We start from the raw sequence: 17,959 nt of genomic DNA, 5'->3' as shown, positions 1-17,959 counted from the left end.
TACATAGGAGGTTCCAAATGTTTATAGATGTCAATGTTGCTAATTGCACTGGAGATGTCTTGGAAGCTGCTGGAAGACTATACTTTAAATTCATAGCCTGCAATGACCTAAGAGAGCCCTTGGAGACAAGGTCTCTTGTAGCGATACCTAGACTCGTATTGAAGGCTGCTAGTGTCACAGAGCTGAAGAACATGCTTTCCACACAGGGTGGAATAGCCTATACTGCTGTAACGCCTTTATCGCTTCAGACCGCTAGGTGGAGCACACACGATGGTAGGGTAAACGTTATTATAATGAATGATGAAAACATCGAGTTCTTCGATGTAAAGCAGTTCAGGGCTATGAAGACTCACAATAAGCCTCTCGAGATATCTTTAAAGAGCCTCCTGGCCCTGGATGATGTTAAAAGAGGACAGGCTTATAGAAGGATAAACCTGGCTTTAAGGATGAATATATCATTAATAGTGGGTTCGGGCGCCGAGCACTGGTGGGAGCTCTACCACCCCCGTGCAATAATAAGCCTCCTTAAAACACTGTATGATGTCCCAGAGCCCGTTGCCCTTGCATCGATTACTACGAGGCCATATCAAATCATCTCTGAGAAACTCCAGTTAACCAGGGGCAAGGTGGGTAGGGATGAATAGCTTTGAGGCAGTATTAGTTTTACTTACACTGGCTTCCTCGTTAGTCGCCCTCATATTATCTATTAGGAGCCACTATAGGGTTTCACGCCTCGTTGAAATAATTGGTGTGCTTGAAACACGTGTCAGAAACCAGGGTGGGATGATTAAGCCTAGGAAGCGCTACATAGCGTTTTCAATTGTATGCGATAAACCGGTCACCAGGGAGCAACTTGAAGACTCCTTTACGAAACTATACGCAGAGTACTTTGGTAAAGTCCTACTCCACAAGGCATCACCTCAATTCATATTCTTCATGGAAGACAAGCAAGTAGGAGTACTTAGAGTCAGCCATCTCTACAAAGATCACGTGCTTGCAGTCCTCGGGATCCTCAAGCAAGTAAATAACTCTAAATGTATAGCCATACCATTGAAGACCTGTGGCTCGTTGAAGAAATGCAGAAAGATCCTGGAGAAGTATTAAAGTATGAGGAGACCAGTCATCAACCATGTTGATAATAGAGAGGTGCGGGGGGTGGGATTTGAACCCACGCAGGCCTACGCCAGCGGATCTTAAGTCCGCCCCCTTTGGCCAAGCTCGGGCACCCCCGCACCCGGTATCTAATTATTGTTAGAGGGATTAAAAACCTCGTAGAATAGATTTCATCCACAATTTGTCACTGGAGGATTATCTCGCTTCTGTTATTGTTTAGGGTTGGCCCCAAAGGCCTGCACCTTGTCCACAAGGATGAGAAGAAACACATGAGAACTCTACCTTAAAAGACAGTGTTTTCACTTGTAAACGGTTTAATCAGATCGTCGCGAAGTAATCATCTACCAAGTTCATTCTGGAGCGGCGTCATCATCTACTCTATGGAATACTTTATCGAACCTATTATAGCTTTATCATTTTCACCGCTGACCCTCTCCTCGCCCTAAGGGGCAGAAACATTAGATTAAAGCTTATTGGATAAATGTTTCTGTAAATTATATTGAAGTAGGAGTGAACCCCGTAGCAGATACAATACAGAACAACACATGAAGTCACGACCCAGGTGAACGGTTCAGTTGTAATGGGAATTAACATGGATGCATTAAGAGTTAAAAACACTTAGATGTATTTAAATGATGAGTAGGATACGGGGAGTGTGAAAACATGGGTTTCTCAATGGCTGCAGCGTATGATAGGGCAATCACAATATTTTCGCCTGATGGGAGGATATATCAGGTTGAATACGCGTTCGAAGCCGTGAGGAGAGGCTGGACCACTATAGGTATAAGAACAAAGAGCGCCTCTATCGTTGCAGCTGAAAAGAGGAAGATAACCCAGCTCATCGATGAGAAGGCGATTCAGAAAATATTCAAGATAGATGATCATATAGGCGCCAGCTATGCTGGAATGGCTGGAGATGGAAGGATATTGATAAGCTACGCTATAAACCAGGCACTACTTCATAGGTTCTACTATGATGAACCAGCTCCGGTAGAATATATAACTAAACTAGTATGCGATGTCAAGCAGGCATACACGCAGCATGCTGGTGTAAGGCCCTTCGGCGTGGCAATGATTTTTGCCGGGGTAGATGAAAAAGGCACACAGTTATTTATGACTGAACCTAGTGGGAGATACCTTAGTTATTACGCGACAGCTATAGGTGAGAAAAGCAATAATGTAATAGAATTCCTGGAGAAAAACTACAAGTATGATTTAGATACTAGCGAATCCCTTAAACTAGCAATACAAGCACTTGCAGGGATAGTAGAGGGCAAGCCTTTCGAGGACTACATGGAGATAGGTTATGTAGATGTTGAGTCACGTCGGTTCAGAATACTTATGCCGAATGAAATAAGGAAGTATATTGAGGAATTGGAGAAAGAAGGAAAGCTAAAGATGTAGAATATATCACGGAGCCAAACCCTATATGAGGTTTTTAAGCCATGAAAGATAAACTAGTCATCGCACGCTACGAGGCTAAAGGACATAGATTCGAGATCCTGGTCGACCCTGAGTTAGCGCTTAAGATTAAGGAGGGAAAACAGATAAGTATAGATGAAGTTGTGGCTGGAGACTTCATCTATAAAGATGCTAGAAAAGGGTTAAAGGCCTCACCGGAGTCGATGAAGGAGGTTTTTGGAACAGATGATCCCAAGGTAGTAGCAGTGGAGATTATAAAACGCGGTGAACTACAGCTCACAGCCGAACAGAGAAGAAAGTTTATTGAGGAAAAGAGGGCACAGATATTAAACTTGATCGCTAGAAACGCTATAGATCCCAAGACGAAACTACCTATCCCAGTGAAAAGACTTGAATTGGCGATGGAGCAAGCAAGGATATCAATAGACCCATATAAGCCAGCTGAGCAGCAAATGGAACATATTGTTTCACAGCTAGCCAAGGTTATACCTATAAAAATAGCTAAGGCTTATGTCGCTGTAAGAATACCGAGCGAATATGCTAGTAGATCGCTTAAACAAATACAGGTAATGGGGACAACTAAGAAGGTCCAGTGGCGTGAAGACGGGAGCTTATATGTGGAGCTAGAGATTCCGGCTGGATTGCAACAAGAGTTGATAGATAAAGTCAACGCTTTAACAAAGGGTAGCGGGGAAGTTAAGATATTGAACGTGGGGTGAGAGATCGATGAAGGTTCTGGTAGCTGATAGACAGTTAGTGAGACCTGGAGACTGCCTCGCGATACTTGAGGAAGGCATTATCTCAAATGAGATCAAGAGGTACCCGGATAAACACATATATGTTCTAGACAATAAGGTATACAGCGATGTACTCGGCATAGTCTACATTGAGGATAAAGACATCAATGTCGTACCACTTGAAAGCGTTTACTACCCAAGGAAAGATGATACAGTTATAGGGATCGTAGATAGCATAGGCGTAACCTCGTGGAGCATAGATATACGTGCACCATACAAGGCGATCCTGCCCGGTTCAGATGTTATCGAGGGATTCAACCCTATAACTCATAACTTGAGGAACTACCTGGATACAGGTGATTTAATCCTGGCGAAAATAGCGATCTTCGATAGAACCAGAGACCCCATGCTAACTACGAAGGGTAAAGGATTAGGGAAAATACTTGAAGGGGTAGTTGTCGAGATTAAGCCGAGTAAAGTAGCTAGGCTGGTGGGTAAGAAGGGTAGTATGTATAATCTACTATCGAGTAAAAGCGGCTGTGATATAACGATTGCACAGAACGGGTACGTATGGCTAAAATGCAAGGATGAATATGTTACCAAAGTTTTAATAGAGGCAATAAGACTCATTGAGTTAAAAGCACATATACGTGGTCTAACCGAGGAAGTAAGAGTATTTCTAGAATCCAAGCTTGGTGAAGGCAAATGAGTGGAAAACCTGTATTAATCAGGGATGGATTAAGAATAGATGGGAGAAAACCGGAGGAACTACGTCCGGTTAGAATAGCGTTAGGAGTCTTGAAAAATGCTAATGGAAGCGCATTGGTTGAGTATGGTAATACGAAGGCCTTGGCGGCAGTATATGGTCCACGGGAAGCGCTGCCGAAGCATATAAGTCTACCAGATAGGGCAATACTCAGAGTAAGATATCATATGGCACCTTTCTCTACGACAGAGCGTAAATCACCTGCTCCCTCCAGAAGGGAAATCGAGTTATCCAAGGTTATACGTGAAGCACTTGAATCAGTCGTTTTTACATCACAGTTTCCAAGGGCCAGTATAGATGTATTCATAGAGATCCTCCAAGCCGATGGAGGGACACGTACAACAGGGCTAACCGCTGCTTCACTAGCACTAGCTGACGCGGGGATACCTATGAGAGATCTAGTCATAGGTGTTGCAGTAGGGAAAGTTGATGGAGTACTAGTACTAGACATAAATGAGCTGGAGGACGAGTATGGTGAAGCAGATCTCCCAGTAGGCATCATGCCGAATACTGGCGAGATAGTTTTACTACAGTTAAACGGCGTCTTAACCTCTGGCGAATTCAAGCAGGCACTAGACATGGCTTACAAAGGAGTCGAACAAATCTATAAAACCGCGAAGGAGGCAATGTACCGTAAGTATTACAAGATGTTTGAGGAGGTGAGGTAGAATGAGTATAACACCCGAGAAAGAGCCTTTACTACCTAGAATACAGGTGGAAAACATAGTTAAATCCATAAAGAAAGGAGAGAGAATAGACGGTAGGGGTTTAACTGATTACCGGCCTATAGAAGTGATATTGAACCCTATAACCAAGGCATCCGGTAGTTCCCTTGTTAAGCTAGGAGGTACACAGGTAATAGCAGGCGTAAAGCTTGAACTAGAGGAGCCCTTCCCGGATAGACCTGGGGAAGGAGTTTTACAAGTACATGCTGAGTTTGTTCCATTAGCATCACCATCATTCGAGCCCGGTCCACCAGATGAAAACGCGATAGAGGTTGCAAGGGTTATTGATAGATCACTAAGGGAATCCAAGGCTGTTAAGCTGGATGCATTAGCCATAGAGCCGGGAAAAATAGTGTGGAGTGTCTACACGGATATCTACCTGGTGGATCACCAGGGCAACATTATCGATACCGGCATGCTTGCCTCAATGCTCGCCCTGGCAACATCAAGGATTCCAGAGTTAATTAAAGGCGAGAACGGGTATAAAGTAGACCATACCAAGTATGTTGGCCCATTACCGATAAATACGTTGGTGGCCACTGTTACAATGGGTATCTACAACGATGTAATAATCGTTGATCCCCTACTCGAGGAGGAGGCTGTAATAGATTCATTCATAACTATCGCTATCGATGAGTCAGGCAGGATCTGTGGTATACAAAAAAGAGGGATGAAAGGATTCTCTAGAAGCGTTCTCGATAACACTATTGAAATAGCGCTATCTAAGGGACGAGAACTCGTGGACTTAATGAAGAAAATATTAAATAACCCAAGTGAATACATGAAACCCTTAGTATCAGAGTAAGTATACATGGTGAATGCTTATGGGTAAGACAAAGGTAGTTGGGATAGCAGGTAGATATGGGACAAGATATGGTTCAACCCTCAGGAAAAAAATACGTGATATATTAGAAAAGCGGTACAGCCCACACACCTGCCCGTTCTGCGGGCATAAGGGTAAAGTGTACAGGTTAAGCACAGGTGTGTGGGCTTGCAAGAAATGTGGGGCTAAATGGGCTGGAGGAGCATATATGCCTAAGACAGAGTCAGCCAAATTATTCTCAGATATCATTATAAGGGAGTAGACTACTTGATTCTTATAACCACATCCCATAGGCCCTCTCAGAGGGTAAGATCTTTTGCCAAGGATCTCTCCTCAGTCATACCTTACTCGATCAGGGTTACCCGTGGAAAAAAGACGTTGGAGGACCTGGTTATTGAGGCCTATAAGAATGGCTTGTCCTACATAGCCATAATTGGTGAGAGACGGGGGAATCCATCAACTATAGAGATCTATAAGGTGGACTCCTCCATAATGCCACCTAGTGCTATAAGGATATCAACACTATTATTAAGTGGAGTAAGGCTCTCAAGAGAGAATCCTGAGTCGATTAGAGTATATAATCCCCGTAGTGTTAAAGTAGAGTATGATCAATGTGTGACAGACGAGTGCTTTGCCCTTGCAGATATACTACTCTCTATAACGTCGAAAGCTTTCTCTCGTCAACCAGATGTTAAAATAGCCCTTGAGGAAAGCGAGTACGTAGATGTCGAATTCTACAGTTCAACCAACCATCGAATAGGGCCATCACTCAGGATTGCAAGGGTGATCCTATATAAGTGAGAAAGTAGAGGTAGAATACGTGCTCGGGGTATATGAGAAGGTAGCCGAGGCTATACTCGCATCCATTAAACCCGACCTCAATGATATCCCAAAAGAATGCAGGGGCGAGGTGGTTGAGAATCACTCCATATTAGTAATCAGGTTCTCATGTAGTAAAGCCAGTATTTTAAAAGCCTTAAATAACAGCTTTACAAATATAGTACTCATGCTATTAGACTTGGTAAGGTGTTTAGGAAATGAGTGAAAAAACCCTCCCGCCCGAGGTCCAACAATTGCTAATCCAGTATCAGACCTTAAGGGAGCACCAGGCTAGAATAGATGCTGAGCTAAAAATGGTTGAGGCTGAACTCAGCGATGTAGAGAATGTAATGGATACTCTAAAGAATGTTGATGATAGTACAGAGCTATACAAGGTCGTAGGACATGTCATCGTCAAGAAGAGCAAGGCAGATATCGTGAAGGAACTCGAGGAAAGAAAAGAGCTACTTGTGGTTAAAAGAGATAAGTACCGTAAGCAATTAGAATTCCTCAACAAGCAGGTTAACGAGTTGGAGGGACGCATTAAGGAGGCATTAAGCAAGCATGGATTATCAATCGAATGACAGGGTTCTCGGCAGAATAAATATTCAGGGACTCACCGAGGATATGCTGGAAAATATAATCAGTAAAGTAGATGAGAAAATATCAGAGTACCTAGTATCAAAACTACCTAAAAAGACCTATTTCAACACCATTATAAGCATTGAAAAAGTGGGGGACGGCTTGAACCTCGTATTAGACCTGGAAGCAACAGGCCCCTTCGGCGATGTATACAACTATGAACAAATACTACAGGATGCAATCAATTATGCCAGAAGCATCTTCGAGGAATTACTCAATGAATATGTATCCAGAGAAACCCATTAAACGCTAAGGCGGACAAGCTTTTTCAGCCTAGATGCAAATGCCATGATTTCTAATAGTCCTTAACCGATCAAAGCATTGCTAAGGGATGTTCTAACCTGGTACCAAGCTCAAAATTAAAGTTTTATAATCAGATTATACTTATTCGTGAAAGATAATGGGGATCGAATATGGTTAAGTTTAAGCAGACCAGCGAAGTATTAAAGATAATGGGGAATATCGAGCAGATCAGGAACATAGGTATTACAGCCCACGTTGACCATGGAAAGACAACTCTATCCGACACACTGTTAAGCGCTGCAGGATTAATTTCCGAGAAGATAGCTGGTCAGGCCCTGGCATTAGACTACCTTGATGTCGAGCAGAAGAGGCAGATGACGGTTAAGGCTGCAAATGCGAGCCTATACCACGAGTACAAGGGTAAGCCGTATCTAATAAACCTGATAGATACACCTGGTCACGTCGACTTCCAGTCCAAAACCATTCGTGCCCTAAGGGTGATAGATGGCGCTATAGTCGTTGTAGACGCTGTAGAAGGCGTTATGACCCAGACCGAGATGTATCTCCGTGTAGCATTAGAGGAACGGGTCCGCCCGGTGCTTTTCATAAATAAGATAGATAGATTGATAAAGGAGTTAAGGTTATCACCAACTGAAATCCAGCAGAGGCTAGTCCAAATAGTCAGGGATGTGAACACGCTTATTGCTACATATGCTGATAAAGAATTCCAGAAAGCCTGGCTACTAGATCCAATGAAGGGACAGGTGGCATTTGGCTCAGCAAGAGACCGCTGGGGGCTTACAATACCCTTGGTGCAGCAGAAAGGAATAAAGTTCTCTGACATAGTCGATGTCTATACTAGAGGTAAGGAGGCTGTTGCAGAGCTACAGAAGATAGCCCCCTTACATGAAGCAATATTAGACATGGTTGTTAAACACATTCCAAACCCGAGAGAGGCTCAGAGATACAGGATTCCAAAGATATGGCACGGCGACCCCAATCACGAAATCGTAAAGCACTTAATAGAGGCTGATCCAAACGGTCCATTAGTGATGCTGATAAATGATATAAGGGTTGACCCTCACGCTGGATTAGTTGCGACTGGTAGAATATATTCGGGTACCCTTAGACCCGGTGAAGAAGTCTGGCTGGTGAATGCTAGAGCACCACAGAGAGTATTACAGGTAAGCCTCTACATGGGTCCATATAGAGAGCTAGCTGATGAAATAACAGCTGGCAACATAGCTGCTGCACTGGGATTAGAGAAAGCCAGGTCTGGTGAAACAGTGGTATCAATGAAGTACAAGGACACTATGACGCCTTTCGAGAAGCTCAAGATGATAACCGAGTCGGTTGTCACAGTTGCTATAGAGCCGAAGAACCCCCAGCAGACAACAAAGCTCATTGATGCATTATATAAGTTGCACCTAGAGGATCCAAGCCTTATAGTGAAAATAAATGAGGAGACTGGCGAGTACCTACTCAGCGGTGTAGGCACGTTACACATAGAGATAGCTTTAACGCTTTTGAAAGATCTATATGGGCTCGAGGTAGTTACCTCTCCGCCTGTCATAGTGTATAGGGAAACCATTAGGGATAGAAGCCAGGTATTCGAAGGGAAGTCGCCTAACAAGCATAATAAGTTCTACATAAGTGTTACACCATTAAATGAGGAGACGCTCAGGTTATTATCCGAAGGCATTATAATGGAGGACATGGATGCACGTGAGAGAGCTAAGATACTGAGAGAACAAGCTGGATGGGATGCCGACGAGGCTAGAAGAATAATGGCTATTGATGAAAACCTGAATATACTCATTGATATGACAACAGGTGTACAATACCTGAGGGAAGTCAAGGACACTATCATACAAGGCTTTAGACTGGCAATGAGGGAAGGCCCATTAGCAATGGAGCCTGTTAGAGGTGTGAAGGTCGTATTACATGATGCGGTGATCCACGAAGACCCTGCACACAGGGGACCGGCACAGATATTCCCAGCAGTTAGAAACGCTATATTCGCTGGTTTCCTAACGGCTAGGCCAACAATACTTGAACCCATATTAAAGCTCGATATAAGGTCCCCAATGGAGTATATAGGCAACATCTCCTCAGTGATAACGAAGAAGAGAGGTAAACTCATAGAGGTGCAGCAAATGGAGACCACAGCTAGGGTAATAGCTGAGATACCTGTGTCAGAGTCATTCGATATAGCTGATATGCTGAGAAATGTTACAGCAGGTAAGGCTATCTGGGGACAGGAATTCAGTAGGTGGGCGCCGGTTCCCGAGAACATGTTAATGGATCTAATCGCGAAGATTAGAACCAGGAAAGGGCTGAAACCAGAGCCGCCTAAACCCGAGGACTTCCTATCTCCATAGTTGTTTTCAATTATACATAATTTTTCCATAGGCACCTCGCAATAAATTTTATAAAATAATTTATAATCCCCTTAGGATTCTTATGAAATAATGATGCCGGGGTAGCTTAGCTCGGTAGAGCGCCGGGCTGTTAACCGCTTAAGCGAGAAGCCTGGTGCGGAAACCCGGTGGTCCGGGGTTCGAGTCCCCGCCCCGGCGCTGCTCACTGAATCACTATTTCGTCTCCGACTTTGGGAATATAGATATTGATATCGCTACCCAGCTTCTCAAGGATCACGTCTCTTAAAGAGGTGGCTTCATCCTCGTTTCCATGGATTATAACAATGTTCTTTAGTGATGTCCTGTATCTTGATATTATATCTAGTAGTCCATCCTGCCCTGCATGACTGGAGAAATCAAGCCATTCAACCCTTGCATTAACCCTATCGATTTCCAGCTCTGGAATCCCTCCCTCTTCTAGTAATTTATGGCCATTACTATTGGGTGCTTGATAGCTCACCATCACTATTGAGTTCCTCGGATTCTGATACATTTTCTTAAGGTAGTAGACGCTGGGACCTCCCTTGAGCATTCCAGCTGAAGCTATTATTACACAGGGCTTGTTTATGATTTTCTTTCTTTCCTTCGCACCTGTAACAAAGTTGACTGTTTCAAAGACTTTAGCAAAGAGGGATGAATCCTTCAAGTACTTCTTGTATCTGAGATATATCTCGGTTATATCTTTGATCATGCCATCCAAGTATATGTCAACATAGGGTGCTTCCGCAGCTATTAACGTGGCTATCTCCTGACTCCGCCCAACACTGAAAGCCGGTATTAGGACGGTCCCTTTCCTATCAATAGTCTCCTCAACTATCTCCAACAGTTTCTTTTCAACAATGTATCTAGGAGGATGATTTCTACCCCCATATGTTGACTCAATGAGTATTGTTTCAACATTTAGTTCCAGGGTCTCGGCACCTGGTAAAGTCCATGTATCCCTGTTATTAATATCACCAGTATACATTAACCTATGCCCACTACCTGTTTCAAGGTACGTCATGCTACTACCAATAATGTGTCCCGCGTTCTCCAGGACCAGTTTAAATCCTTCCTCCTCGTATTTCTCACCATACTCGAGGAAGACCGTGTTATCATATAGGTTCTCGAACTCCCTCATATCATATTCTATAACAGCAGAGTTCAGCTTCAAGAAATCTATAACTAATAACCTAGCTACCTCCATAGTTGGCATGGTTGAGAACGCCTTTGGTCTCCCCGTTATGTATAGGTATGGTGCTGCACCAACATGGTCTAGGTGGGCATGTGATATTATTAACCCGCTTATTTCAAGGGGCTTCACATGATGAGGGAGCCTAGGTAGATCCCTTTCATCGAAGTTTACCCCGTAATCCAGTAGGAATTTCTGGGAGCCATCCTCAATAAGATACGCTGCCCTACCTACTTCTCTACCTCCTCCAAGCACCTTAATCTTCAACATTGTATCACCAAAGTCATGGTAAACAACTCAATGAAACCCATTGAGGGAAACATATTTTTAGTGCTCTACCATATTGATTTATAGTCAAGCTTTTTATAACTTGGTGTTTATCATGTTCGCATCTAATCCACGAGAGTTAAAAAGGCTTCTGAAGAAGATGGGTATTGATGTCGAGGAGTTGACTGGTGTAAAAAGAGTCGAGATAGTTCTCGAGGACAAGAAGATACTTGTTAAAGAGCCACAGGTACTAGTATTCAAGGCGAGTGGACAGGTATTCTACCAGGTTTCAGGCATCCCGGAGACAATTCAGCAAAGCGAGGAAGCTAAGCAAGTTGAAGAAGTGAAGATACCCGAGGAAGACATAAGGTTCGTCATGGAACAGACAGGGGCTAGTTACGAGAAAGCCAGGGAAGCTCTATTAAAGACAAGGGGAGATATTCTGCAGGCAATAATGATTCTCAGAGAAGGATGAAGGATCCATGCGAAGCATGGATACACCACTACATGTTAAGGAGTCTTTCACATCGTACAAGGTTTTAAGCAAACCACACTACCTGCTCGGAGTATACTATGATGGAAGGCTGGGGAAAGCAATACTAGAGTTCCTCGATGAGGATGGCAGTAAACTGGTAAAAATAATGGATCCAGTTGGGCATAAGCCATATTTCCTAACAGATCTAAGCATTGACGAGGTAAAATCATTAAATGATATAGCCAGGGATAAGTATGTCGAAGGCTTCGAGGAAGTATATAAGACTAACCCGTTAACCATGAAGAAGATCAGAGTCACCAAGATAATCACGAGAGACCCATTAGCAGTGAAGAAGCTAAGGTCAAAGATGCCTAGTAACGCCTCTGTATGGGAAGCTAAAATCAAATACCATAATAACTATGTCTATGATAATGGATTAATCCCGGGAATGAAGTACATCATCGAGAACGATGGCTCCAAGCCGAGAATAACACTGGTGAAACCCGAGATACCGTTAACACTGATACAATCGTTAAGGGAATTATTTAAGAACGAGCCCGAGGAAACTATTAAACTAGCCGAGGACTACCTACTACTATTTGAGGAAGCGCCGCCAAAAGCATTGAGAATAGCTATCGATATCGAGGTGTATACGCCCTTTAAAGGTAGAATACCTAATCCAAGACAGGGAGAATACCCTGTTATCAGTATAGGGCTTTCATCAAATAATGGCTTTAGAAAGGTACTTCTACTGGGGAGAAGATTCAAAGAGAGATTCGACTACATGTCTGATGACTACCCTGTCGATATTGAGGTTGAGGTATTCGACTCAGAGAAGGCGTTGATCCTTGAAGCTCTCAAGACTATTTCAAGGTACCCTGTAGTACTCACTTATAATGGGGATAACTTCGACTTAATGTATATTTATACAAGGGCCATAAGACTAGGGATACCGAGACACACAATCCCATTCATCCTCGGCGAGGACATGGTTAGAATTGATACAGGGATACACCTAGACCTCTATAAGTTCTTCTCGAATAGAGCCGTGAAGAACTATGCCTTTGGAGGCAAGTACCAGGAGGAGAAGCTTGATGCGGTGTCCTCGGCACTCATCGGCATATCTAAAATAGGGTTTGAGGAGGCGATCGGCGATATCTCGGCATCCCACCTTATAGCTTACAACATGAGGGATGCCGATATAACTCTACAGTTAACTATATTCAGCAACGAGCTTGTATGGAAGCTAATGATTCTACTAGCCCGTATTTCCAAAACAAGTATCGAGGATGTGTGTAGACGACAGATATCTAACTGGATACAGAACCAGTTCTTCTGGGAGCATAGGAGGCTGGGATATCTTATACCTAATAGTGAGGATATAAGAAGGTATGCTGGTAAAGCAGGTACAAAAGCGACTATCGAAGGTAAGAAATACGCTGGTGCACTGGTAATTGAGCCTCCACGAGGCATATTCTTCAATGTAACAGTACTAGATATAGCGTCACTGTACCCAAGCATAATTAAAAAATATAATTTAAGCTATGAAACGGTTGATATGCCCTGGTGTAAGTCGACAATAGATATAATTGATGAAACGGGTAGAAAACTACACGTGGTCTGCGTTGAGAAACCTGGTTTAACAGCACAGATCACGGGTATACTGAGGGATTTTAGAGTTGGAATATACAAGAAGAGAGCAAAGGATAAGACATTACCTAAAGACCTACTGGCATGGTATGACGTTGTCCAACGCGCTATAAAAGTCTTCATTAACGCGAGCTATGGCGTCTTCGGTGATGAACGATTCTACTTATTCTCGCCAGCTGTGGCTGAAAGCGTTACAGCCATGGGTAGGAAGTCTTTTCTAACAATTATTCTCAAAGCTGCCGAACTAGGGATAAAGCCATTATATGGCGACACAGACTCTATCTTCGTGTGGAATCCTAACCAAAGCCAGCTGGAGATGCTCCAGAAATGGATACTGGAAAACCTCGGCTTGGAAATAGAGTTGGATAAGGAGTTCACATACGTGGTTTTCACAGGGTTGAAAAAGAATTACCTAGGCAGGATGAAGGACGGGGGGATCGAGATAAAGGGGCTCGTCGCAAAGAAGCGGAACACACCAGAGTTTCTTAAGGAGCTATTTAAGGAGATGCTAGAGAAGATGAAGGCTATTGAAACCCCTGAGAACTTCGTGGTGTTCGTTGACTGGCTTAGAGAGATGCTGAAAGAATATTATGATGGATTAAAGCGGAAGGAGATACCATTGGATCATCTAGCGATAAGGGTTGCATTAACCAAGCCTCCTTCAAGTTATAATAAAACGAAGCCACCACATGTAAAGGCAGCCCAGCAATTAATCGATTATGGTATCAGCGTGCAGGAAGGCGATATAATAACCTATGTTAAAGTAAAGAGCAGGGACGATTATAAGGCAATACAGTTAACCAGGCTTCATGAAGTAGATCCTGAGAAATATATTGAATTATTGAAGAGCGGGTTAGAGCAATTATTATCCGCTCTCTCCATAAAATGGGAGGACATAGTTGGAGTAAAGCTAGCAAGCTATATGTCACAAAGATAAATGGTGTTCGATATTGGAATCCCGCATTAAATTAATGTTGGCTGTAACCATTATTCTAGTGATTTTATCGACAATACTACATATGCCCATAGAAGTCCAGGAAGCGGTTTTTAAGCATGTGATACTGGGCTCCCCCCTATACAATGATGTATACGCCCTAGTTAAATACGTGTTCTATAGTGAGCCATGTAATCAAGCCAGTTGGTTCTGGATAGATAGAAACGATGCTTTTTCTCTTTGCAGGGGTGGATCAGCCCTAGTCATCCCCTTTATAGATTACAGGTTAAACCAGCCTCCCCTCGCAGGTTTCATCCTAGCTTTGATCACCATGTTTGGCCTACAGTACTCGGCTGGACCAGGTGTTTTTCTAACGATCTCCTACATGCTTCACTCGATCCTCTCTGCCATTGCGATCACCTATAGTGTCTACAGGGCATCCACCCGGTTCACTGCCAGGCTCTACCCGCTCTATGCTTTAACCATTGTGGTTTATGGTGTTTACGGTTTCGACACTTATGCGCTACCATTTATTATCGAGGCCTTGATAAGTATTAGGGAGGGTAAGCTGGATAAGGCTGGATTATTCTCAGCGCTTGGTATGTCAATAAACTTTTTCACAATGGTCTTACTGGGTTTACTAATATATCTAGTAATCAGAGACAATATGGAGGGGAAATCCGTTATCACAGGCATACTGTTCGGATTAACCCCATACTTTATTATCGTATTCCTTGCCCCAGATTATCCAGGCTACATCTTAAACAACATGCTTCAACCAGCCTTTAATAACGGAGTCTTCTTACTACTCACATCAAAGCTGAGTGAGGGAGCCGCATATGCTTTCAACACTGGACTATGGCTATTTTTGATGCTAACGCTCTACTCTATGAGCCCGCCTCTAACTACTCATGATAAAGAGGAGGTCTTGAGATACATTACAATATTAATGTTTTCATTATACAGCATACATCCACAAATGGTTCCACAGACACTTGTAATCACGCTCCTCCCACTAATAGCAACAAAGATGCGTGGAAACACTTTATTAACCCTGCTAATAGAGGCGGCCAACGCCTTAATCATCGCCCTATGGTTTGAGGCGGCAACTATTTCCAGCTACTTATCGAGCATCCTAGGCATAGTTCCATCGCCTCAGCCAACCTCCCTAGACAACCCAGTCCAATGGGTGGTTCAATTCAGGAACGCATTAGCAGTAGTATACAGTATAGACCTACTACTGACCTCTCTCAGCCCTGAAGGATAACACAGTCTCATCAATGAAATGAAGCCGTGTGGAAACAACGCCGGGGGCGGGATTTGAACCCGCGCGGGGAATCCCCCACCGGCTTAGCAGGCCGGCGCCCTACCAGGCTAGGCGACCCCGGCTCCTGTTTTTTGAATTACATCTAAGACTTAATAACTTTTTCCCATTTAGCCTTCTTCTTTACAGATGTAAACCCAGAATAGATGTGGAGAAACTAGCAAGCCCGCCAAGAGCAGTTATTAATATAGGGTAGGTAATCTATTTAGCTGAAGGGGGTTTTATTGGTTAGGGAGAGAATACTGGTAATTGTTATCGCTGTGATTGCTATCATGGTTTTCGCTCTTAACGCGTACCACTTTGAAGAACTTGAATCGGTGAAGATGGGTAAGGGCTATGTATCTGATGAGGTATGGTATGTAGGCTCCGCACGCACTATACTCGTCAAGGTTTTCGGATTGGAACCCAGGATGCCTGAGGATAACTATGGCTACACGATAATCTATAATGGCCAGATAGATTACTCACTGATAATGAGGATAGCTGGAAAGCTCGGAGTATCCATACGGAGCGACTACAGTGATTTAAAGGCATTCTATGCTTCGGGGTACAAGGGTAATCTAACCCTTTTCATCGATGAGATTAAGAAGTATATTAGTGTAAGCGATGTAATACCCGGGTGGATGATGCCTGATCACAATGGTATAAACAACTACATCAACCAAGAGCACCCGCCGCTAGGCAAGTATATCACTGCGGCCGTAATGTACCTAGTGGGGGATCAGCCATTATACTGGAGGCTACCCGTGGTGCTGCTTGGAGCATTATCGGTAATACTGGTTTACTCATCTATGAGGAAGCTTACTGGTAATATCGTTGTTGCATTTGCTACCTCATTGCTATTCATGGTGGATCCATTGACTAGGACGCTTTTCTCCATAGTACTCCTAGATGGTTTCACAACTTTCTTCTCCATACTCTCATTCCACTACGCGGTAGACAGGAAGTACTATGAATCACTTATAGCCGGCATTATCGCTGGATTATTCAAGTTCACCGGGTTATTCACGTTGATACCACTACTAATACTTTACCTTAGGAGGGAGCTCAGGAAAAACCCCTCTTTCGCCAACCTGGCTTACACTACAATAGTATTCATACTCGCTGCCACATCACTATTCCTACTGGCATTCACATGCGTATCCATACCATTAATAAGGTATATGGGTCTAGGCAACTGGGTCAAATACTCTCTGCTCGGTTCTATAGAGTGGCATACAAGCATAAAGTGTAATGGGCCATGTCCGGGTAGTTCTTCTCCTTGGGACTGGTTTCTAGGTGTAAACGGGTTTACTGTATACGTGGATCCAACGGTGGTAGCTATTGGGTTCTACCCGTTTTGGTCCACTGTGCTAGTATCACTAGTGTTGCTGGCTCCGTTAATCATCAAGGACAAGAGGTATGGCATCCTCTGGATTTACCTGGTAGGAGTATTCACAGGCTACCTTATAGTATGGGCTATGGGAGGGAGATCACAGTATAGTTTCTACAGCATACAATTGGCTCCATTCACATACATGTACCTGGCATACATGGTTGTCTACGTGTTGAATAAGGATAACATTACCTACGTGGGTAGTTCATACAGTAAATTATTCTCCTACATCGTCAAGCTATTATTGAGTTAGGGGCATTAACTAGGTCAAGGATTTTTAAGCTTTCTGTGAAGCCCATAATATTACCGGGGTTTAATATGTCGGGTGTTATGCCAAAGATGCGTTTAATCACGGTGAAAATGCCTGAGCTCTACGTTGAAGGGATAGATGAGCTGGTCAGAATAGGTAGGTATAGTAGTAGGAGCGAGGTTATAAGGGTAGCGATCAGGGATCTACTAAAGAAGGAGCTCTGGATCAGGGAGGCCTCCGAGATATAGTTTTTCAAAAGTAGAGTCTATCTTATACACTATCCTGTATTACTCATGGAGAGTCCACGTGCCTTATCGAAAACTATTTTAACTACTGGATCAAAGGGGTCTAGAATTCTCATACTCATAGGTGGGTTGAAGTCAGGAAAGATCCTCCTCAGCACAACGAGTTTTATTGGTTGCCTATACATTAGAGGATTCACTACCTCAATTGCCATAGCGTTTTTCGAGCCACTTATATAACTGTAGTCCTCGCCGGAGACCCCTATATCGCCTAGAGACCTGAGTTTTTTCCAAATGTATTCGGGATGTCCCTTTATAACTCTACCGGCAGTGAACTCGCCCATAACGGCCTTCACTCTCCCGGTTACATATAGTATTACTCTATCGCCTTCATCTACATATAAGCCGAGAAACCTCCTTAACTCAAACTTCTTAACTCCCGTGAATATCCTGTAAGCGTACACTGGCTTAATACTGAAGATGAACGTATTCATTTTCCGGCTTACCTCTTCCCTAGATTTATAAGGATACATGAATCTTTTATAGGATCGATGCTGAAGG

Annotated in this window: 20 protein-coding genes and 3 tRNA genes; 19 read left to right on the top strand and 4 right to left on the bottom strand. The window is 43.4% G+C overall.

The genetic code is table 11. From position 1 onward, the window contains the following. Positions 1 to 17 precede the first annotated feature (17 nt). Positions 18 to 644: a PHP domain-containing protein gene (locus tag SPHMEL_RS00410; protein ID WP_042666771.1), complete on the top strand. Its 627-nt coding sequence runs from the start codon at positions 18 to 20 to the stop codon at positions 642 to 644. After that, positions 637 to 1,104 carry an Rpp14/Pop5 family protein gene (locus SPHMEL_RS00405; RefSeq protein WP_012608995.1) on the top strand — a complete coding sequence of 156 codons (468 nt, stop codon included), beginning with the start codon at positions 637 to 639 and terminating at the stop codon, positions 1,102 to 1,104. The genes SPHMEL_RS00410 and SPHMEL_RS00405 overlap by 8 nt, the downstream gene beginning before the upstream one ends. A 43-nt stretch (positions 1,105 to 1,147) precedes the next feature. On the opposite strand, the gene SPHMEL_RS00400 is transcribed toward SPHMEL_RS00405, so the two are convergent. Further along, positions 1,148 to 1,232: transfer RNA gene (locus SPHMEL_RS00400), tRNA-Leu, on the bottom strand. A 544-nt stretch (positions 1,233 to 1,776) separates the two neighbouring features. Between SPHMEL_RS00400 and psmA the strand changes: the two genes are divergently transcribed. From psmA to SPHMEL_RS00340, 12 genes are all read left to right on the top strand, one after another. Then, a complete protein-coding gene (psmA, locus tag SPHMEL_RS00395; protein ID WP_042666770.1) occupies positions 1,777 to 2,517 on the top strand; it encodes an archaeal proteasome endopeptidase complex subunit alpha in 741 nt (246 codons plus the stop codon). A gap of 41 nt (positions 2,518 to 2,558) precedes the next feature. Continuing rightward, positions 2,559 to 3,254: a ribosome assembly factor SBDS gene (locus tag SPHMEL_RS00390; protein WP_042666769.1), complete on the top strand. Its 696-nt coding sequence runs from the start codon at positions 2,559 to 2,561 to the stop codon at positions 3,252 to 3,254. A gap of 7 nt (positions 3,255 to 3,261) precedes the next feature. Continuing rightward, positions 3,262 to 3,981: an exosome complex RNA-binding protein Rrp4 gene (rrp4, locus tag SPHMEL_RS00385; RefSeq protein WP_042666768.1), complete on the top strand. Its 720-nt coding sequence runs from the start codon at positions 3,262 to 3,264 to the stop codon at positions 3,979 to 3,981. Then, positions 3,978 to 4,706 carry an exosome complex exonuclease Rrp41 gene (gene rrp41, locus SPHMEL_RS00380; RefSeq protein WP_012608991.1) on the top strand — a complete coding sequence of 243 codons (729 nt, stop codon included), beginning with the start codon at positions 3,978 to 3,980 and terminating at the stop codon, positions 4,704 to 4,706. The genes rrp4 and rrp41 overlap by 4 nt, the downstream gene beginning before the upstream one ends. 1 nt (position 4,707) lies before the next feature. Continuing rightward, on the top strand, positions 4,708 to 5,568 hold the full coding sequence (rrp42, locus tag SPHMEL_RS00375; RefSeq protein ID WP_012608990.1) for an exosome complex protein Rrp42: 861 nt from the start codon (positions 4,708 to 4,710) through the stop codon (positions 5,566 to 5,568). A 19-nt stretch (positions 5,569 to 5,587) separates the two neighbouring features. Continuing rightward, positions 5,588 to 5,848, top strand: a complete 261-nt coding sequence (locus SPHMEL_RS00370) for a 50S ribosomal protein L37ae (protein ID WP_012608989.1) — start codon at positions 5,588 to 5,590, stop codon at positions 5,846 to 5,848. 5 nt (positions 5,849 to 5,853) lie between these two features. Further along, positions 5,854 to 6,387, top strand: coding sequence for a Brix domain-containing protein (locus SPHMEL_RS00365; protein WP_012608988.1), 534 nt, complete (start codon positions 5,854 to 5,856; stop codon positions 6,385 to 6,387). A 19-nt stretch (positions 6,388 to 6,406) separates the two neighbouring features. Continuing rightward, entirely contained in the window at positions 6,407 to 6,631 is a 225-nt protein-coding gene (locus SPHMEL_RS00360; protein ID WP_042666767.1) for a CTAG/PCC1 family protein, read from the top strand. Next, positions 6,624 to 6,989 (top strand): prefoldin subunit beta, encoded by a 366-nt coding sequence (locus SPHMEL_RS00355; RefSeq protein WP_042666766.1) that lies wholly within the window; start codon positions 6,624 to 6,626, stop codon positions 6,987 to 6,989. The genes SPHMEL_RS00360 and SPHMEL_RS00355 overlap by 8 nt, the downstream gene beginning before the upstream one ends. Continuing rightward, on the top strand, positions 6,970 to 7,293 hold the full coding sequence (locus SPHMEL_RS00350) for a hypothetical protein (protein ID WP_042666765.1): 324 nt from the start codon (positions 6,970 to 6,972) through the stop codon (positions 7,291 to 7,293). Before SPHMEL_RS00355 ends, SPHMEL_RS00350 begins: the two co-directional genes overlap by 20 nt. A gap of 167 nt (positions 7,294 to 7,460) precedes the next feature. Beyond that, positions 7,461 to 9,671 carry an elongation factor EF-2 gene (locus SPHMEL_RS00345; RefSeq protein WP_042666764.1) on the top strand — a complete coding sequence of 737 codons (2,211 nt, stop codon included), beginning with the start codon at positions 7,461 to 7,463 and terminating at the stop codon, positions 9,669 to 9,671. Between the two features lie 95 nt (positions 9,672 to 9,766). Beyond that, positions 9,767 to 9,869: transfer RNA gene (locus tag SPHMEL_RS00340), tRNA-Asn, on the top strand. Positions 9,870 to 9,873: 4 nt separating this feature from the next. On the opposite strand, the gene SPHMEL_RS00335 is transcribed toward SPHMEL_RS00340, so the two are convergent. Continuing rightward, positions 9,874 to 11,151 (bottom strand): MBL fold metallo-hydrolase, encoded by a 1,278-nt coding sequence (locus SPHMEL_RS00335; RefSeq protein ID WP_042666763.1) that lies wholly within the window; start codon positions 11,149 to 11,151, stop codon positions 9,874 to 9,876. Between the two features lie 112 nt (positions 11,152 to 11,263). Here SPHMEL_RS00335 and SPHMEL_RS00330 point away from each other — a divergent pair, with 112 nt between their 5' ends. The 3 genes from SPHMEL_RS00330 to SPHMEL_RS00320 are packed head-to-tail and all read left to right on the top strand — an operon-like array spanning position 11,264 to position 15,474. Further along, positions 11,264 to 11,623, top strand: a complete 360-nt coding sequence (locus SPHMEL_RS00330) for a nascent polypeptide-associated complex protein (RefSeq protein ID WP_012608982.1) — start codon at positions 11,264 to 11,266, stop codon at positions 11,621 to 11,623. 7 nt (positions 11,624 to 11,630) lie between these two features. Continuing rightward, positions 11,631 to 14,210, top strand: a complete 2,580-nt coding sequence (locus tag SPHMEL_RS00325) for a DNA-directed DNA polymerase I (RefSeq protein WP_042666762.1) — start codon at positions 11,631 to 11,633, stop codon at positions 14,208 to 14,210. A gap of 13 nt (positions 14,211 to 14,223) precedes the next feature. Next, positions 14,224 to 15,474 carry a hypothetical protein gene (locus tag SPHMEL_RS00320; protein ID WP_232216691.1) on the top strand — a complete coding sequence of 417 codons (1,251 nt, stop codon included), beginning with the start codon at positions 14,224 to 14,226 and terminating at the stop codon, positions 15,472 to 15,474. Between the two features lie 38 nt (positions 15,475 to 15,512). Here SPHMEL_RS00320 and SPHMEL_RS00315 read toward each other — a convergent pair. Beyond that, a tRNA-Ser gene (locus SPHMEL_RS00315) sits at positions 15,513 to 15,596 on the bottom strand. 159 nt (positions 15,597 to 15,755) lie between these two features. Between SPHMEL_RS00315 and SPHMEL_RS00310 the strand changes: the two genes are divergently transcribed. Both SPHMEL_RS00310 and SPHMEL_RS00305 read left to right on the top strand, forming a co-directional pair. Next, positions 15,756 to 17,159 carry a glycosyltransferase family 39 protein gene (locus SPHMEL_RS00310; protein WP_042666761.1) on the top strand — a complete coding sequence of 468 codons (1,404 nt, stop codon included), beginning with the start codon at positions 15,756 to 15,758 and terminating at the stop codon, positions 17,157 to 17,159. A 65-nt stretch (positions 17,160 to 17,224) separates the two neighbouring features. Continuing rightward, positions 17,225 to 17,404, top strand: coding sequence for a ribbon-helix-helix domain-containing protein (locus SPHMEL_RS00305; RefSeq protein ID WP_042666760.1), 180 nt, complete (start codon positions 17,225 to 17,227; stop codon positions 17,402 to 17,404). A 29-nt stretch (positions 17,405 to 17,433) separates the two neighbouring features. On the opposite strand, the gene SPHMEL_RS00300 is transcribed toward SPHMEL_RS00305, so the two are convergent. Further along, the gene (locus SPHMEL_RS00300) at positions 17,434 to 17,892 is read right to left on the bottom strand and encodes an ASCH domain-containing protein (RefSeq protein WP_042666759.1); all 459 of its coding nucleotides are present in this window, start codon (positions 17,890 to 17,892) and stop codon (positions 17,434 to 17,436) included. Positions 17,893 to 17,959 lie beyond the last annotated feature (67 nt).

This window comes from Desulfurococcus amylolyticus Z-533 (genome assembly GCF_000513855.1).
Lineage (GTDB): Archaea > Thermoproteota > Thermoprotei_A > Sulfolobales > Desulfurococcaceae > Desulfurococcus > Desulfurococcus amylolyticus.
This window is presented reverse-complemented; position numbering and strand designations above follow the sequence as displayed.

Coding starts and splice junctions, on each gene's coding strand:
- SPHMEL_RS00335 (WP_042666763.1), bottom strand. CDS start 11,151: ATGTTGAAGATTAAGGTGCTTGGAGGAGGTAGAGAAGTAGGTAGGGCA.
- rrp4 (WP_042666768.1), top strand. CDS start 3,262: ATGAAGGTTCTGGTAGCTGATAGACAGTTAGTGAGACCTGGAGACTGC.
- rrp41 (WP_012608991.1), top strand. CDS start 3,978: ATGAGTGGAAAACCTGTATTAATCAGGGATGGATTAAGAATAGATGGG.
- SPHMEL_RS00300 (WP_042666759.1), bottom strand. CDS start 17,892: ATGAATACGTTCATCTTCAGTATTAAGCCAGTGTACGCTTACAGGATA.
- SPHMEL_RS00350 (WP_042666765.1), top strand. CDS start 6,970: ATGGATTATCAATCGAATGACAGGGTTCTCGGCAGAATAAATATTCAG.
- SPHMEL_RS00330 (WP_012608982.1), top strand. CDS start 11,264: ATGTTCGCATCTAATCCACGAGAGTTAAAAAGGCTTCTGAAGAAGATG.
- SPHMEL_RS00370 (WP_012608989.1), top strand. CDS start 5,588: ATGGGTAAGACAAAGGTAGTTGGGATAGCAGGTAGATATGGGACAAGA.
- SPHMEL_RS00390 (WP_042666769.1), top strand. CDS start 2,559: ATGAAAGATAAACTAGTCATCGCACGCTACGAGGCTAAAGGACATAGA.
- psmA (WP_042666770.1), top strand. CDS start 1,777: ATGGGTTTCTCAATGGCTGCAGCGTATGATAGGGCAATCACAATATTT.
- SPHMEL_RS00405 (WP_012608995.1), top strand. CDS start 637: ATGAATAGCTTTGAGGCAGTATTAGTTTTACTTACACTGGCTTCCTCG.
- SPHMEL_RS00355 (WP_042666766.1), top strand. CDS start 6,624: ATGAGTGAAAAAACCCTCCCGCCCGAGGTCCAACAATTGCTAATCCAG.
- rrp42 (WP_012608990.1), top strand. CDS start 4,708: ATGAGTATAACACCCGAGAAAGAGCCTTTACTACCTAGAATACAGGTG.
- SPHMEL_RS00305 (WP_042666760.1), top strand. CDS start 17,225: ATGTCGGGTGTTATGCCAAAGATGCGTTTAATCACGGTGAAAATGCCT.
- SPHMEL_RS00410 (WP_042666771.1), top strand. CDS start 18: ATGTTTATAGATGTCAATGTTGCTAATTGCACTGGAGATGTCTTGGAA.
- SPHMEL_RS00325 (WP_042666762.1), top strand. CDS start 11,631: ATGCGAAGCATGGATACACCACTACATGTTAAGGAGTCTTTCACATCG.
- SPHMEL_RS00345 (WP_042666764.1), top strand. CDS start 7,461: ATGGTTAAGTTTAAGCAGACCAGCGAAGTATTAAAGATAATGGGGAAT.